The following is a 16,160-nucleotide window of genomic DNA, read 5'->3' as shown; positions in this document are numbered from 1 at the left end:
CAGACGAAAGTTAAGATTGCAGATCGCCGACCGCTGCCAGTTCTGACAGCTTGACCCGGTCGACTTTCATCGCGTGATTTAATGGTATTTTCTGTAAGATCCGGATACGGTCCGGCACGAGTTGCCGCGGCAGCTGACTGCGACAGACGCTCAGCATTTCTGCTTCCGTCAGTTCCGCATCTTCCGAGATGGTTTCGATGTACAACGCCAGCCGCGTGCCTGTTTTTTTTGCTTCGAAGGGAACCGCTACGGCCTGGGACAGGGGAAAAGTTCGCAGTGCGAATTGTTCCAGATCCGCGGGATGGACGCGGTAACCGGAAATCTTGACCAGCGAATTGCGCCGGCCTTTGATGACGACCCTGCCTGACTGATCCAGGGTGGCCAGATCTCCGGTATAGAGCCAGCCGTTGCGAACCCGTTTGCGGGTCTCCTCGGCATCCCGCCAGTATCCCTGCATGATGTTGGGGCCACGGGCTCGGAGTTCGCCGACCGTGCCAGCTGCAGCTTCTTGTCCCCGTTCATCTACAACCTGCAAGGTGACTCCGGGAATTGCCTGGCCGATGGTTCCATCACTTACATCGATCAGTTGATCCGGCGGTACATAGGCCAGCCGGGCGGTGGCTTCCGTCTGGCCGTACATGACAAAGAAACGGGCCGGGGTGATCACATTATTGATTTCGACAGCCTGTGCATGGGGCAGGGCACCTCCCGCCACTGACATATAACGCAGGTACGGGAACTTCGTCTGTTTCAACGAAGTACGTTCCAGCAGGATTCGAAACAGGTCGGGAACCGCAGAGAGGCTGGTGCATTCATGGCGGATCATTGCTTCCAGAATACTTTCCGGAAAGATGGTATTCCCGTCCAGAACCAGATGCGCTCCCTGCAGAAGATGAGACTGCAGAACGGAATTCCCGAATGCATGATGGAAAGGCAAAATACACAACGGGCGTTCGTCTGACTGCAACTGGAGGTATTCCTGAATCGATTGCGCGTTGGAGATCAGATTTCCATGGCTCAGCATGACCCCCTTAGGTGTGCCGCTGGAACCGGCGGTAAAGAAGATCGCAGCCAGGTTCTCAGCAGAACGCGAAACCGGTTTCATGGAATTTTCTGATAGTTCTCCCCGTTCTGATTTTTGTAAATCGATGCCTTCCGCTGGAAACTCTTCCAGATCCGGGTGACGCCTCAATACCTGCGATGTCGTGATCGTACAGATCGCCTGCGTTGATTCCAGAATATTGCGGAGCGTGCCACTTTCTGTATTGGCAGGTACAGGCACGACAACACCACCGGAAAATAAAACAGCATAAAAAGCGGCAATGTATTCAACAGAGTTAGGGACCAGCAGCAAAACCCGGCTGCCTGTTTCAAAGCCGGGAGTCTTCGACAGCTGCCCGCCAATTCGCCTGACCAGCAGGATCAGATCACCATAACTCAAAGTCTGCTCAGAAGTAGAAACCACAGGTTGCTCACTTCGCCGACCTGCAGTTTCCAGCAACAGATCAGCCAGCCCTGTTCCTGCCCTGGCAGAGGGGCTTTCCCCCGATAGGGTTACCGGAGAAAGTGCAACCGGATGCTGGATCAGCCTGAGGCTGGAGAGAAAGTCTGTGGGGCAGTGCATACGAAACGGTCTCAAAGTGTGAGTTTCTCTCTTCAGAGAGATTACACCGGACAACAGATGTACGGTGGGGATTTCCCTCCTGCTTATCGGCGTTCCATGATCGTTTGCACCGCTGAATCGTTTTACATTCCCCCGTTTTTATCGTGACGACCATATTTCCCAACCTATTTTACCCAGTCCCACACACCGTTACGATGTGACACGGGCCACAAAGGGATTTACACCCATTCAGTTCAGCACTATCATTCGCCCGTTCAGTGAGGCAGCCGATGTCACTCTTGAGGTCAATTCCGCAGAAAGAGCTCCGGCTTACCCCTTCGTGCAATCCAATTTTTCTCTATTTCCGAGAATGTCCCATGCAAGTGAAGACTTCGAAACTGGAACTGGCCCGAACCTTGCCTCTGCTCATTGAACCGGTCGATCAGGAGTCTGCCTCCCTGAACGACCTGATCGAATATATCTCCCGGGAACGGAACTGGCTGGATAAGACCCTGCTGGAGCAGGGGGGCGTGCTGCTGCGGGGATTCACCATTCAGGAAATCGATGAATTTCAGGACGTGGCCCAGGCGCTGATTCCGGAGTTAAAGCCGTACGTCGAGGGGCAGTCTCCCCGCACCAAAGTGACCGGGAACGTGTATACTTCCACCGAGTTTCCCGCCCAGTTTCGCATCACGCTGCACAACGAGCTTTCCTACACAAAATCACCTCCCCCACGCATTGTATTTCACTGCCATATTGCTCCGGAAACCGGGGGAGAAACCCCGATCGTCGACTGCCGTAAACTGTACCAGGAGATGCCATCCGAAATCCTGGCGAAGTTTGAAGAACGGAGAGTCCGCTATGTCAAGAACATGCACGGGCAGGAGCGGGGAATCGGGAAGTCCTGGATGGATTATTTTGAAACCAGTGATCGCGATCAGGTCGAAGCATATCTCAAAGAAAACGAGATCGAATTTGAGTGGACACCCGACGGGAACCTGCGTACCTGGTCAATTCGCCCCGGTACGATGTCACACCCGGTCACGGGAGAAATGCTCTGGTTTAACCAGGCGGATCTCTGGCACATCACGAACGTGAATGAACGAAACCGAGCCCAACTGCTGCAGCGGTTTGGAGAAGAAAATCTGCCGACCCACGCCTATTACGGTGACGGCTCGCCCATTACCGATGAGGATCTGGCAGGAGTCCGCAAGACACTGTGGGACACCGCCGTGATTTTTCCCTGGCAACAGGGGGATGTATTGACCCTGGATAATTTCAGTGTCGCCCATGGTCGGATGCCTTATGAAGGCCCGCGTAAAATTCTCGTTGCGATGGGATAAATACAGGCTTGTGATGTGCCCTTGCTACAGGGCTTAAACTCGTCTCACACAAAGGCAGAACAGTATGGCACATACAACAACAGCACCTGAGACAGAAACGGATTCTACCGCGATCTGGCTTCCCGAAGATCTTCAACAGCCACTGGAAACGATGTCCCGGGGACAGCAAATCGGGAACTGGCTGATCAATCCCTGCAAAAATTACCTGATCCCCGCCAGTTGGCTTCAAAGATTGCTCAAGTCCAGTCAGAGTGAGCTGCTCACGGAGACCTTTCGCCGACCTGGCAGCTGGAGGGCTATGGAAATCCTGTACCGGAAAGATGCACCGTTCGACCTGCTGGATCGACAGGCGCTCCTGGATAATCCCATTTCCAGAGCTTCGCGAAATCGATTGCAGACTGTGACCCAAATCCTGATCGACCTGATTCAGGCTTGTCACTCGGACGGTCCCGTCATTCTCATGGGCGTTGGTGCTGGCCCCGGTCGTCATGTGCAGACCGCGATTTCCCGCTTGCAGTTAAGCGCAGCTGAAGTTCACGCCCACCTGATCGACCTGGACGATGATGCCTTCGAATACGGACAGCAACTGGCGGAACAACTGGGAATTTCAGACTGTATCAGCTTCCTGCAGGGAGACGCGCGCGAGATTCAGGAGGTCTTACCGGATGTCAAACCGAATATCGTCAAGCTGATTGGGCTCATCGAATACCTGAACGACCAGCAATTACACGAGCTGTTGACCGCCCTGCATACAGTCATGGTCCCGGGGGGATACCTGGTCACGCATGGGATTCTCGATCCCTGGAATGGTGCTCCTTCTCTCAAACGGATCTTCGGTCTGCAGCATACCAGACGCTCCGGCGAGGATGTGCGACAGATTCTGGAAACTGTCGGATTCCAGGTGACCGATCAAGTGATCGAACCGATGGGAATCTATCCCATTGTGACCGGAGTGAAACCAGCGGTTGATTAAAATCGATGGCTGTGATGCACGGCTGATATCAACTTCTCAAATGTAATATTCGATGACGTGTTCCTCTTCGACAGACATTCGGTAATCATGCCCCGGCGTGACCAGAGCGACGTCATCCAGCAACAGTTGGGCAACACGCATCGCCTGCCCGCGCAGTTCCGGAACCGCGGTGGTCTCCCAGAGCGTCCCTTTCATTAAGGGCCCAATGGCATACAGAAACTCGGAGGGAGCACCTTCCTGATCAATGACGGCAAAATCCGCCCCGATATCGATACCCATATCAAGTTCATCAGGTCGGATCAGCCCCCGCTTCATCAGATTCTGGAACAGCGGCACACTGGTGCCGGAGAATCCACAGTTGGGTCCGGTGCAGTTAATCACCAGTCCGCCCACCAGGGTCTGAGCCGAACCGGTTTTATTCTGCACGTCCACGGCCACTTTTTCAGCCTGGGCCGACACTCCGGTGATTCTGCCGCGTACTACTTTGAGGCGTCCTTCGGTGATTGCTTCCGTCACCCGTTGGTGGATGGGCTGAGCAATTCGGTGACGGATCACATTCCAGCGGGCCGCGTAGCGTTTGAGAAACTCCTGTTTTTCTTCCAGATCGAACTGCTGCCAGATCCGTTGCGTGTGGGGCCGCAGCCGATCGACCACGATCCCAGGGTTTTCGCCGATCCGCTGCAGTTGTCGACAGTGCTTTTCCAGCAGTTGTACCAGCTTTTCGAGACCCAGATTTTCCGGTTCTTCAGGCAGGAAGTCAGGATATTCGATACCCCGGAAATGCGACTGCGGGATCATGCCATTGTGAGAAATGGCGATCATGTTGCCTTCCCAGCCCAATTCGCTGAGAGTGAGAAAGACATCGATCATCGAAAGTCCGGTGCCGAGCACAATGATGTTTTCCTGCGGATCCGGAATCTTTTCCATCCAGTTGCCCCAGGGATCTGTGGAATAAGCCGGATGCACAAAGTCCTCTTCCCCCAGCGAAGAAGGGGGCTGATTGCCGGTGGCCAGCAACACGCGGTCCGCCTCCAGGGTGGAACCATCGCGGAGCGTGATTTCAGCAATGCCGTCAAAATTGTAATCGATGTCGACGGCTTCGCTTTCCACAACGCGAATTTCCGCGGGATGATGCGAATCGATCGGCTGCATGTAGTTTGCGAGAATACTCCGCAGGTAATCTCCATAAATCCGGCGGGGGACGTAAGTCTCACGGAGCTGCGGATCGGGGAGATCGCTGTAATCGATGCGAGTCCGTAACCAGTCCAGAAAGTGATTGGCATGATCGGGAACGGCAGACATGTTGCGAGCAGCGACATTCAGCAGGTGTTCTTCCCGTCTCGTGCCATAGGCGACGCCACGCCCCAGTGGATAGCGATCATTAATCAGTTGAATGCAGAGCGGGCTGTCACTCAGTCGTGCCAGATTCACTGCTGCCATGGTCCCGCTGAATCCGCCTCCAATAATCGCCACTTTCTTCATGAGAGTCCGGTCCTTTCGCACACTACGCAGGGCAGAGAACAGAATTCCTGCCAGCGGGTGTGACACTCAGAATGTTTGCTGTTGGATTGACTTTGTTCCGACTCAGAGAGTCTCTCTGATTGTACCCGGAACAGTTTCTCAACAACAGACAACAGAGCAGAAACGGGTTATTCTCTCTCAATACCCCTGCTGAACGATAGGGGTTTTCTGCCCCTGATCGTCAATGGCCACATACGTAAAGTTCGCTTCGGTCACTTTAAAACTGGGGCAGTTGGAATCCTGATGCCGCAGCACCGGCTGTACCCAGACCTCCAGCGTCAGGGTAATCGAAGTCGTTCCGATATGTTCGACCTGCCCGAAACAGCAGACCACATCGCCGACTTTGACCGGCCGAATGAACTTCATCGATTCCACGGCGATCGTAACAGTGCGCGTACCGGCAACTTCTTTCGAAAGAATCCCGCCGGCGATATCCATCTGCGACATGATCCAACCGCCAAAGATATCGCCGTTGGCATTGGTATCAGCGGGCATAGCCAACGTGCGCAGAATCAGTTTGCCTTCAGGCAGGTCACAGCGTTCTTCCATGCTTGTCGTTCCTGTTACAGCAAATGTGTGAGACCGGCAGTTCTGACTCACACGAAAAGGGGCAGCAGTCAATTGACGCGTGGCGGTCGACCGTTGTTCTTGGCGACGTGGCTGCCCCAGACGAGCAGATTTTTACTGCAGTCATCGCGGTCGATGAGTACTTCAATCAAAGCGGGGCCGTTATGCGACTTCGCTGTTTTGATCGCCTCATCCAGTTCTCCTTCGGTCGCAGCCTTGCCGCTCCAGCCATTCCCGTCGGCAGCATTGAAGACCTGAACCAGATCGGCGTAGTTCCAGTTTTTGATGGTATTGTAAGGTCCGTCGTGAATTTCGACTTCAATCGTGTAACCACCATTATTGATCAGGAAAATGATCGGCTTCAGATTATACCGAATGATGGTCGAAATTTCCTGGGCGGTCAGCTGGAACGAACCATCGCCGATCAGGGCAATCGGACGTCGATGTGGCGCTCCAATACTGTAACCCAGCAGGGCTCCCACAGACCAGCCGATGGAACCGTACTGCATCTGGATTTCGAACCGGGAACCGGTTGGCAGATTGAGCTGCATGCCGTTGAACCAGGAATCCCCCGTTTCGGCGATGACCGCAGAATTGGCATCCAGCATCTGCTGAACCCGCGAGACGAGTTGTCGCGTCGAGAGAGGAGTATCCGGTTCGCCGGCTGATAATGATGTTGGATCTTCCTTGATTCGTTTATAGGCAACCATCGAACCGTCGTTGGCTTTAATCCGCGGCGCCAACTGCTCCAGGAACTCGGAGAGCTTCACATTACTGAAGGTCTGATTGGGGCAGACCACACTGTTGGGGCGTGCCTGGATCACACTACCCGGATCCACCAGGGCGGCGTGTCCCGTGGTCGTGTAGTCCGTGAACGTCCCACCAGCGAACAGACACAGATCAGAAGAGTCAACGATCTCACCACAGCCGGGCGAACCAACGGGCCCCCAGTAAATGCCCATGTAATTCGGATGCTGTTCGTCAAAAAAGCCCTTGGCATTGGGCATGCTGGCGATTGCATAACCAGAAGCATCCGCCAGCTTATGAAAGTTTTCCTCGGCACCAAACGAGCGGAGCTTCACCCCCGACACCAGAACCGGCTTCGCTGCGTTGTTGAGCAGATTGGCCACGTGATCGACGGCGGCCTGGAGCGAAACCAGATCGCTGGCCGTTGGTCCGCCGAAGGATCTGACATTCGGTTTGGAAGTGATGGCATCGGCAATGTTACAGGCAATTTCAATGTAGACCGGCTTGCGAAAGCGGAGCGCGGTTTGAATCGCATGATCGATTTTGGTGGGCGCCTCGTGCGGATCACGAATCGTGACCGCTTCCGCGGTGACTTTGGAAAAAATATCACGCTGGTAATCGTAATCCAGTTTGCCCAGGGTGTGATGCAACATTTCGAATTCGGCTTCGGAATTCGTATTGGGGCCTCCCGAAACCGCGATGACGGGGAGGTCTTCTGCATACGCACCGGCCACGGCATTCAGCAGGCTCAAGCCTCCCACGCTGTAAGTCACAAAGACGGCACTGGCACCACCGGTGGCCCGTGCATAACCGTCAGCCGCATAGCCTGCATTCAATTCGTTACAGCAGGAGATCATCTGCAGATTTTTATTTTCCAGCATCCGGTCCAGCAGAACCAGGTTATAGTCACCCGGCACAGCGAAGTAATGCTTCAGGCCGATTTCTTCCAGACGGTCAGCCAGATATGAACCGACGGTAGTAGTACAATGGTCAGACATAAGAGTTCCTTACAGACAAAACGGACTGGCGAGACGGTCAATCGCATTTGAGAGATTTGTATTCGGGTTTCCATATGGTTTCTTCGATCCGCTCATCGATTTCCGCGTCAGCGAGGGAATCAGCCACCCCGGCTTCAATGGCTGCTTTCGCAACCGCCCTGGCAATCTCCCGGCCCACATCGCGGATGATGGTCAGAGAGGGCAAGAGTGAAGCAGTAGGATCCTTGAGCGCCGGTGAAGCCTCTTTCAGGGCAAATGCCGCAGCCATAAACATCGAGTCGGTCACCCGCCGGGCACGGGAAGCCCGAATCCCCAGGCCCATCGCGGGGAAGATATAGCTGTTATTGCACTGGGCGATGATGTGCGTCACGCCATTATATTCGACAGGGTCGAACGGGCTGCCGGTCGCGATAACCGCTTTTCCGTTCGTCCAGTCCAGCAGGTCCGCGGGTGTTGCTTCGGCACGGGAGGTCGGGTTGGAGAGTGGAAAAATCACCGGATGCTCAACATGGCTGGCCATCTCCCGGATAATCTCTTCGGTGAAAGCCCCCGTCTGTCCGGTTGCTCCCACCAGAACGCCTGGTTTCGCATTACGAACGACATCCGCGAAGGAAACCGCACCACTGGTGTCGCAGTCCCAGCCCTCGAGGTTCTCCGGAGACTGTGCCAGCTGCTGGTGAAGTTCATCCAGATCGCTTCTGCCGGAATGAAGGAGGCCATCGCGGTCTATCACATAAAACCGGGCCTTTGCTTCTGCTTCATTCAGGCCGGACTGGAGCATGGCCTGTTTCAACTGCAGGCAGATGCCCACCCCGGCAGATCCTGCTCCCAGCATCACGATGTTCTGATCCTGGAGCTTTCCGCCGGCAGCTTCGATCGCTGCCAGAATGGTTCCGGTAGTAACAGCAGCTGTTCCCTGGATGTCATCGTTGAAGGTACAGAGATCATCCCGGTACCGATCCAGAATCCGCTCTGCATCGACGGAGGCAAAGTCTTCCCACTGCAGGAGGACATTCGGAAAGCGTTTTTTGACCGCCTCTACAAACTGATCGATGAAGGCGTCGTATTCTTCTCCTTTGATACGGTGTTCCCGCCAGCCGACGTAACGGGGATCCTCAAGACGTTCTTCGTTATTCGTGCCCAGGTCGAGCAGAATTGGCAGGGTTTTGGACGGGGCGATCCCGCCACAAAGGGTGTAGAGGGAAAGCTTACCGATGGGAATGCCCATCCCGCCGGCCCCCTGATCCCCCAGCCCCAGAATCCGTTCTCCATCCGTCACCACGATAACTTCGATGTCCCGCTCGATATTCTCGAGGATCTCATCCATCTGATCCCGCTCTGGATAGGAAATAAAAATTCCCCGCGGACGACGGTAAATGTGGCTGAACCGCTCACACGCCAGCCCCACGACGGGCGTATAGACGATAGGCATCATCTCGGTGATGTGTTCCAACAGCAGTCGGTAGTAGAGCGTTTCGTTTTCGTCCTGCAGCTGTCTCAGGAAGATATGTTTATCAATGTCATTCTGAAAATCACAGAAGGCTTCGTAAGAGCGTTCGGTCTGTTCTTCCAGCGTATCGATGTGCGGTGGCAACAATCCCACCAGGCCGAATTCACTGCGTTCATCCTCGCTGAAGGCAGTCCCCTTGTTCAACAGGGGATCTTCGATCAGCAAATGTCCCCGTTTCTGAATCGAAAATTCCTCTGTTGACCGTCCTGAATTCATGGTAAGAATTGCCTCAAATAGAAGGAAATGTGTGTGGATGATGAGAAACGGGCTGGCCGCCTCTGATATTGATCGGCGACAGGCATAGAATACTGGAAATTGAGCCAATCTGTCGATGTTACTCTCAGGAAAGTGCCCGGATTCCTGAAACCTTCACGCACAGGGATGATCCGCGAACGATTTGCCGGTAAACGCTTTAAGTTTAGCATCCCCTGCTTGCAACTCGGAAACAGATATCGTAAATATCCACATGGCCCGGTTCCGATTGACCGGATTTTAAGTTTTCTGCTTTTTCACTTCCTGGATAAGTTTGTCTTATGGTCCGTCGCTTCCAACTTGCCCTGGTGCAGATCTCCCTGAATGGCACACCGGATGAAAACCTGACGAAATGTCTGGACTGGGTCCGCACCGCTGCGGGAGAAGGGGGACAGGTCATCTGCCTGCCCGAGCTCTACAGTTCGTTTTATTTCTGCCAGAAGGAAACCACAGAATACTTCAAGTTCGCCGAACCGCTGTATGGCCCTTCGTTCACGGCTTTCAGCAACCTGGCCAAAGAGCTGGGCGTGGTGATCGTCGTGCCTTTCTTCGAGAAACGGACCGAGGGGCTGTATCACAACAGTGCCTACGTCATCGATGCGGACGGCAGCGAAGCCGGCCTGTATCGCAAGATGCACATTCCCGACGATCCCTGTTTCTACGAGAAATTCTATTTCACTCCCGGCGATCTCGGGTTCAAGGCGATCCCTACCCGCTTCGGAAAAATTGGTACGCTGATCTGCTGGGATCAGTGGTTCCCCGAAGGTGCCAGGATTACGGCTCTTTCCGGGGCCAACGTCCTGCTCTACCCGACCGCGATCGGCTGGCATCCGCATGAAAAAGAGGAGTATGGAGCAAAACAGCACGATTCCTGGATGACAATTCAGCGGAGCCATGCGATTGCGAACGGGATTTTCGTAGCCGCGGTCAACCGCGTCGGCTTCGAACAGCCGGAAGAGGAACAGGCGGGCCTGGAATTCTGGGGTTCCTCGTTCATTTGTGATCCCCAGGGAGAAATCATTGTGCAGGCTGAGTCAGATCAGGAAGAGATTCTGCTGGCGGAAGTCGACCTGGATCTGACTGCGGAAGTCCGTCAGAACTGGCCGTTCCTCCGCGACCGCCGAATTGACGCGTATGGCAATATCCTGAAACTCTATCATGACGATCCCACTCCATGAGCGAGATCACCCGCAGACTGCCCGCCGAATGGGAATCGCACGAGGCAACACTGCTCTGTTTTCCCCACAATGGCAATGACTGGCCGGGGAAGTATGAGGTCATCCAATGGGCGTTTGTCGAAATCATTCGCAAGGTGGCCGAGTTTGAGCGCGTCCTGCTGGTTGTGAAAAATGAGGCACTGCAGCAGAAAGTCGCTGCCATGCTGCAGCAGGCACACGCCAACACGAAGCAGATCAAATACATCCTGCAGAATACGAATCGCAGCTGGATGCGTGATTCGGGGCCGATCGTCGTGCAGCGGAGTGACGGCAAGCGGGAGGCACTGCAGTTTCGGTTCAACGGCTGGGCCAAGTATCCCAACCATCGGCTGGACTGGCAGATCCCCGCCGCGGTCGCCCGGTCATTGAAGCTCCCTTTGACAGAGGTTATTTACCAGGGGCGTCCCGTGGTGCTGGAAGGGGGGGCGATCGAAGTCAACGGACGGGGCACCCTGATCACGACCGAGGAATGTCTGCTCGATCAGAAAACCCAGGTGCGAAATCCCGGCTTCACGAAAGACGACTATGCCGCTATCTTTGCAGAGTACCTGGGAGTCACCAATGTGATCTGGCTGGGGGAGGGCATCGAAGGAGACGACACGCACGGCCACGTGGATGATATCTGTCGGTTTGTGAATCCCACGACCGTTGTCGCCTGCGTGGAGCCGAACCCAAAAGATGTCAATCATCGTCGCCTGGAGCAGAATCTGGAACGATTAAAAAATGCGCGCCTGGAAGATGGCAGCAAACTCGAAGTCGTGCGGATGCCCATGCCGGGTCGACTCGACTTTGAAGATTTACGACTCCCCGCCAGCTACGTGAACTTTCTGGTCACGAATGGCTGTGTGCTGATGCCAACGTTTAACGATCCTCATGATGCCCAGGCCCTGGGAATTCTGAGTGAGCTTTATCCGAACCGCCAGGTCATCGGCATTCATGCGGTCGATCTGGTCTGGGGACTGGGAACGCTGCATTGTCTGAGCCACGAGATTGCGGCGGCCATTTCATAAGTTGAGTTAGTCAACCTGATTCGTAAACGCTTACTTTTTTACCTGTGAAAAAGTAATAAATCTAAGCTTACAGCGAGTCCCAAACCGATGAAGCCCAGAATAAGTAAGACAATCAGCTTCAAGGCAAGCACAGATGACTGACCAGTCTTTTGCAAAACTCGTTTACCGGCTGTTTCCACTCGATAAAAAGGTCCAGGCATTATCAGATAACCACAACAATGAATTATGACAAATGTAACGACCGCCAATCCAACAGCAGCGAAACCAACCTCCCAGTACCCCTCCTCATGATTAAATTTCTGATTGAAAAAGCGATCTACCAGCAAAAGGGAAATCCACCATAAGAAAAAACTCAAACCGGCAATAATCCAACGACTCTTTTGAATTTTTTTCCAGCGTCTGGTTAATTCACCTGGTTGGCGTGAAACGAATTGGTCCAGCGAAACTGAGATGCCATCAATTAAATCAAAAAAGGAGTCTATTGAAAGTATATTTGAGGGGGAGACAACATAATCTTTTTCAGGATCATAATCTGTCGAAAGCCCCCGCTGGATCGATTTCACCATATTTGGCAGATGTATAAACCCCTTGGAAGTGAGAGTCTCTTCTCTGGGAGTAATTTTTCTGCCTACCACTCGTTTTTGGAATTCATAGTTTTGCCCATTGATTTGACCTGTAATATCCGCGGCAAAATGACATCTGATTTCATTCAAGTAAAATCGAGAGATACATTTTGTGAGTTTGACTTGCAGTTCTGCATTCTTGAAATAGTCCGGTGCCTGCTGCAGGTGATCCAGAATCTTCGTCTGAAGATCTGCCATCACCGAATTGACAAATTCCGGATCATCGACTTCATCAACGCAATCGATGACATTCACTTGCACTGCTTCAGACAAGGTTTGGTTCATGGAGTTATTTTCTTTCCCGTTAGTAGCCTTTTGTAGAAAGCAATTGTTTGAATCTTTGGGATTAACTTTTATTCTTCATTTAAGAAAACTCACTCAAAAACCATGAGAAATAATGCATATCCACAAAAAGCTAAGAGAAGTAGCAGGAGTCCCATTAAAGTGACAACGACGAGTTTCAGGATCAGAATGGAAGAAGTACCTGAATTTTTCAATGCTCTTTGTCCAGCAGTTTCCACCAGAAAAAACTGTTTGGGCATGATCAGATATCCCCAGGAATGTACCAGTAGAAACACACAGGTTGTCATAAAAACGGAATACAAGAGACTTGCGTGTAAAACTTCCTCCTGATTTTTAGCCCATTTATTGAAGAATTGATTAACTAATGCTGGGTAGAATATTGTAGCTAAAAAAACGAAACCTGCGATAAACCAGCGACTCGTTTGAATTCTTTTCCAGCGTTTATTGAAGTTGCCAGGCTGACGGTCAACATGTTTATCGATTGTCTCCAGAATATTTTGTGTCACATCAAAAATGGCATCCTTTACTTGTTTGTGGTCACCCGCGTGAACAAAGTCTTCTTCGTAGTCATAATCTTTCGTCATCAGGTTTTTGACATCAGTAGCTAAGTGTGATGCAACCGATACAATATTTGTTGAGAAATGCTCTCTAAATTCTGCAGCGGATCCATGAGATCGCGAATTCACTATGAATTCTTTCTGGTTAATGGTTCCTGAAGTTTCAGTCTCAATATCCCAGCGGATTTCATTTGGAAAATGACGTGCAGTGCATTTGGTAAGTTTAGTCTCCAGATTCGCACTCTTGAAATATTCCGGTGCATTTTCCAAGTGACTCTGAATCTTTATCCTCAGTCGTTCAATGACTGAATTGACAAATCCCAGATCGTCAAATTCTTCAACGCAGTCGATTACGGATACCTGTAAAGGAGCGTCCAGAGTGCCGGTCATGGTTTCGAAATCCCTGTTTGAGAACACATGTAAATGCATGAATACAAATACTATACTGCCGTTTCCCTGTTTGAGATTCAACAGGGAAACCTGAGATTCCACTGTGATCGGTTCAGATCTCACATCATCAGATCTTTCAGCATTGATACCCCGATAGGTCTGATTTCTAACTGATTTCAAAATCAGAGATTCCAGCAGGATTTGTTTGAGTCTCGCCCCCGGCACGGGTATCATATTTAATATTGTTTATTTATCCGCCGGTCGCCGTTTCCGTAGCGACTTCTGATACCTGCCCGAACTCCTGCTGCCGAGGTTTCCATGATGAAATGCCTGCTGTCACTGTTCGCTTTTACTGCCACGCTGCATGCTGCACTGCTTGTGCATGCCGCTGAAGACCTGACCGTCCTGCCGCCACCAACAGACGAGGCGTCCGAGTCTGGTCTGGTGTATCAGGCTTTGCAAAAACGAGCGCATGAAGCGTTCGCGAAACGAAAAGAGGTCTACGAAAACATTAAAACAGCAGAGGACTGTGAAGCGTACCAGAAGCGGATGAAAGACTTTTTCCGGACACAGATCGGCGGATTTCCCGAACGGACGCCGCTGAATCCCCGCGTGATCGGAAAGCTGAAGGGAGACGGATTTCGGGTTGAGAATGTGATTTACGAAAGCTGGCCCGGGCATCATGTGACTGCCAACCTGTATCTGCCCACCACGCCGCCCCCCTATCCGGGCGTGCTGGTTCCCTGCGGTCACAGTCACAATGGAAAAGCAGCCGACGGCTACCAGCGGGCCTGCATGCTGCTGGCAAAAAACGGGATGGCAGCGCTCTGTTACGATCCAATCGGGCAGGGAGAACGGTATCAGGTTCTTTCGGATCAGCCGAATGAATTCTTTAAAGGAGGGAGTCGCTATCGTCCGCCTCATCCGCAGGTGCAGTACTACTGCACGGCAGAGCATACGTTGATGACGGTAAGTGCGATTCCCCTGGGCAGCAACTCCGCCCGCTATCGGATCTGGGACGGCATGCGGAGTATTGATTATCTGATCAGTCGCCCGGAAATCGATGGCAGCCGCATCGGCTGCACGGGGAACTCGGGGGGAGGAACACTGACGAGTTACATCATGGCCCTGGACGAACGGGTGCAGGCGGCAGCGCCGGTCTGTTATTCGACCATGTATCGTTATCTGATCGACTTCAACGGTCCCCAGGACGGCGAGCAGAATATCTTCGGCCAGCTGGCTTATGGCATGGATATCGCTGACTACACTTTGATGCGGGCTCCCAAGCCGACACTGATCTGCGCCGGCACACATGACTCGACTTTCAAGATCGACGGTACCTGGGAACTGTTCCGCGAAGCCAAACGATTCTATACACGCATGGGCTATGCGGAGCGGGTGGATATCATCGAAGCCGACGCCCCACACGGATTCACTATCAAGCTGCGGGAAGGTTCAGCCCGCTGGATGAACCGCTGGTTAATGCATAAGGAAAATGCGATCTTCGAAGGGGATCTGCCCGTGTTTACCGACGAAGAACTGCAATGCTCTCAGTCGGGGCAGATCCTGCTCGATGCCGGCGAACGTTCGCTGTTTGAAATCAACGATAGTCTGAATCAGCAACTGGCGAAAGAGCGGGCTGAACTCTGGAGCAGCGGCGACCTCGGCACTCTACGGGATCAGGTGCGTGAAGTGAGTGGCATTAAACGTCTGGCAGCAATTCCCCGTCCGGAATCCAAAGTAGTCGGCTCCATTGAGCGACCGGGTTACAAGATCACCAAGCTGATCCTGACACCCGATCACGGGGTGCCTCTGCCGGCGCTGCTGTTTGAGCCGGAAACCCCCTCCGGTAAACGGACTCTCTATCTGCATGGAGAAGGCAAGCAGGTGGACGCTGCACCTGGGGGAGCGATTGAAAAACGGGTCAAACAGGGCGAGACGGTGCTGGCGGTGGACATTCGTGCGATCGGAGAGACTTCACGGAAGAACAACCGCAAGATCGGCTGGTCGCATGGCCTGTTGGGCCCCAACTATCATGAATGGGCGGTGGCGTACCTGCTGGGTGAATCGATGGTCAAACTGCGGGCGGAAGACATCCTGGTCGCCACCCGGTTCCTGTCGGAATATCAGTCAAAAGGCAAGCCACAGAAGGTGGAGTTGGTTGCGATTGGAGAGACCGCGATCCCGGCGCTGCATGCAGCCGCCCTGGAACCCGATCTGTTTTCCGAGGTCAAGCTGAGCGAAATGATTCCGTCCTGGGGTGAAGTCGTCAAGACTCCGGAAACGCAGAATCAACTGATTAATACCGTCCACGGTTCGCTCAAAGTTTATGACCTGCCGAACCTGATCACTCTGACTGGGAAAGACCGTGTGCAGGTCTCACACCCGGCTGATGTCAAAGCGGGTCTGGCAACGCGCAAGCCCTGAACTGAACAGGTATTTCTAAACAAGTTTAAACAGCGCGTTCTTCTGTGAACCACGCTGGACAAAGCCCGCTGCGCCCTTAATAATGACAGTTCTGGACTTTATTTACGTCATATCATCCC

12 protein-coding genes are annotated in these 16,160 nt (G+C 52.9%); 5 read left to right on the top strand and 7 right to left on the bottom strand.

Translation table 11 applies throughout. From position 1 onward, the window contains the following. Nucleotides 1-10: 10 nt before the first annotated feature. A complete protein-coding gene (locus Enr10x_RS25005) occupies nt 11-1,624 on the bottom strand; it encodes a class I adenylate-forming enzyme family protein (RefSeq protein WP_145451736.1) in 1,614 nt (537 codons plus the stop codon). Between the two features lie 356 nt (nt 1,625-1,980). Between Enr10x_RS25005 and Enr10x_RS25000 the strand changes: the two genes are divergently transcribed. Then, the gene (locus Enr10x_RS25000) at nt 1,981-2,946 is read left to right on the top strand and encodes a TauD/TfdA family dioxygenase (protein ID WP_197997354.1); all 966 of its coding nucleotides are present in this window, start codon (nt 1,981-1,983) and stop codon (nt 2,944-2,946) included. Between the two features lie 64 nt (nt 2,947-3,010). Further along, complete coding sequence (locus Enr10x_RS24995; protein ID WP_145451734.1) at nt 3,011-3,919, top strand: class I SAM-dependent methyltransferase family protein; 909 nt, start codon at nt 3,011-3,013, stop codon at nt 3,917-3,919. A 36-nt stretch (nt 3,920-3,955) separates the two neighbouring features. On the opposite strand, the gene Enr10x_RS24990 is transcribed toward Enr10x_RS24995, so the two are convergent. The 4 genes from Enr10x_RS24990 to Enr10x_RS24975 form a co-directional block, all read right to left on the bottom strand. Beyond that, nucleotides 3,956-5,401, bottom strand: coding sequence for an FAD/NAD(P)-binding protein (locus Enr10x_RS24990; protein ID WP_145451733.1), 1,446 nt, complete (start codon nt 5,399-5,401; stop codon nt 3,956-3,958). A 177-nt stretch (nt 5,402-5,578) separates the two neighbouring features. Next, nucleotides 5,579-5,989, bottom strand: coding sequence for an acyl-CoA thioester hydrolase YciA (gene yciA, locus Enr10x_RS24985; RefSeq protein WP_145114001.1), 411 nt, complete (start codon nt 5,987-5,989; stop codon nt 5,579-5,581). A gap of 68 nt (nt 5,990-6,057) precedes the next feature. Further along, complete coding sequence (locus Enr10x_RS24980; RefSeq protein ID WP_145451732.1) at nt 6,058-7,752, bottom strand: alpha-keto acid decarboxylase family protein; 1,695 nt, start codon at nt 7,750-7,752, stop codon at nt 6,058-6,060. 37 nt (nt 7,753-7,789) lie between these two features. Continuing rightward, nucleotides 7,790-9,478 carry an NAD-dependent malic enzyme gene (locus Enr10x_RS24975; protein ID WP_145451731.1) on the bottom strand — a complete coding sequence of 563 codons (1,689 nt, stop codon included), beginning with the start codon at nt 9,476-9,478 and terminating at the stop codon, nt 7,790-7,792. A 317-nt stretch (nt 9,479-9,795) separates the two neighbouring features. On the opposite strand from Enr10x_RS24975, the gene Enr10x_RS24970 reads away from it, so the two are divergent. Together Enr10x_RS24970 and Enr10x_RS24965 are read left to right on the top strand one after the other, a co-directional pair. Beyond that, nucleotides 9,796-10,692, top strand: coding sequence for a carbon-nitrogen hydrolase (locus Enr10x_RS24970; protein ID WP_145451730.1), 897 nt, complete (start codon nt 9,796-9,798; stop codon nt 10,690-10,692). After that, nucleotides 10,689-11,741: an agmatine deiminase family protein gene (locus Enr10x_RS24965; protein WP_145451729.1), complete on the top strand. Its 1,053-nt coding sequence runs from the start codon at nt 10,689-10,691 to the stop codon at nt 11,739-11,741. Before Enr10x_RS24970 ends, Enr10x_RS24965 begins: the two co-directional genes overlap by 4 nt. 38 nt (nt 11,742-11,779) lie before the next feature. Here the strand turns inward: Enr10x_RS24965 and Enr10x_RS24960 are convergent, their stop codons facing one another. Beyond that, nucleotides 11,780-12,649: a hypothetical protein gene (locus tag Enr10x_RS24960; RefSeq protein WP_145451728.1), complete on the bottom strand. Its 870-nt coding sequence runs from the start codon at nt 12,647-12,649 to the stop codon at nt 11,780-11,782. An 89-nt stretch (nt 12,650-12,738) separates the two neighbouring features. After that, on the bottom strand, nt 12,739-13,848 hold the full coding sequence (locus Enr10x_RS24955) for a hypothetical protein (RefSeq protein WP_145451727.1): 1,110 nt from the start codon (nt 13,846-13,848) through the stop codon (nt 12,739-12,741). An 84-nt stretch (nt 13,849-13,932) separates the two neighbouring features. On the opposite strand from Enr10x_RS24955, the gene Enr10x_RS24950 reads away from it, so the two are divergent. After that, on the top strand, nt 13,933-16,041 hold the full coding sequence (locus Enr10x_RS24950) for an alpha/beta hydrolase family protein (protein ID WP_145451726.1): 2,109 nt from the start codon (nt 13,933-13,935) through the stop codon (nt 16,039-16,041). Nucleotides 16,042-16,160: the final 119 nt, after the last annotated feature.

The sequence above is a fragment of the Gimesia panareensis genome, from assembly GCF_007748155.1.
In the GTDB taxonomy this organism is placed as follows: Bacteria; Planctomycetota; Planctomycetia; order Planctomycetales; family Planctomycetaceae; genus Gimesia; species Gimesia panareensis.
The sequence above is the reverse complement of the archived record's forward strand: the minus strand, read 5'-3'. Positions and strand labels throughout refer to the sequence as shown.

Coding starts and splice junctions, on each gene's coding strand:
- Enr10x_RS25005 (WP_145451736.1), bottom strand. CDS start 1,624: ATGCACTGCCCCACAGACTTTCTCTCCAGCCTCAGGCTGATCCAGCAT.
- Enr10x_RS25000 (WP_197997354.1), top strand. CDS start 1,981: ATGCAAGTGAAGACTTCGAAACTGGAACTGGCCCGAACCTTGCCTCTG.
- Enr10x_RS24995 (WP_145451734.1), top strand. CDS start 3,011: ATGGCACATACAACAACAGCACCTGAGACAGAAACGGATTCTACCGCG.
- Enr10x_RS24990 (WP_145451733.1), bottom strand. CDS start 5,401: ATGAAGAAAGTGGCGATTATTGGAGGCGGATTCAGCGGGACCATGGCA.
- yciA (WP_145114001.1), bottom strand. CDS start 5,989: ATGGAAGAACGCTGTGACCTGCCTGAAGGCAAACTGATTCTGCGCACG.
- Enr10x_RS24980 (WP_145451732.1), bottom strand. CDS start 7,752: ATGTCTGACCATTGTACTACTACCGTCGGTTCATATCTGGCTGACCGT.
- Enr10x_RS24975 (WP_145451731.1), bottom strand. CDS start 9,478: ATGAATTCAGGACGGTCAACAGAGGAATTTTCGATTCAGAAACGGGGA.
- Enr10x_RS24970 (WP_145451730.1), top strand. CDS start 9,796: ATGGTCCGTCGCTTCCAACTTGCCCTGGTGCAGATCTCCCTGAATGGC.
- Enr10x_RS24965 (WP_145451729.1), top strand. CDS start 10,689: ATGAGCGAGATCACCCGCAGACTGCCCGCCGAATGGGAATCGCACGAG.
- Enr10x_RS24960 (WP_145451728.1), bottom strand. CDS start 12,649: ATGAACCAAACCTTGTCTGAAGCAGTGCAAGTGAATGTCATCGATTGC.
- Enr10x_RS24955 (WP_145451727.1), bottom strand. CDS start 13,848: ATGATACCCGTGCCGGGGGCGAGACTCAAACAAATCCTGCTGGAATCT.
- Enr10x_RS24950 (WP_145451726.1), top strand. CDS start 13,933: ATGATGAAATGCCTGCTGTCACTGTTCGCTTTTACTGCCACGCTGCAT.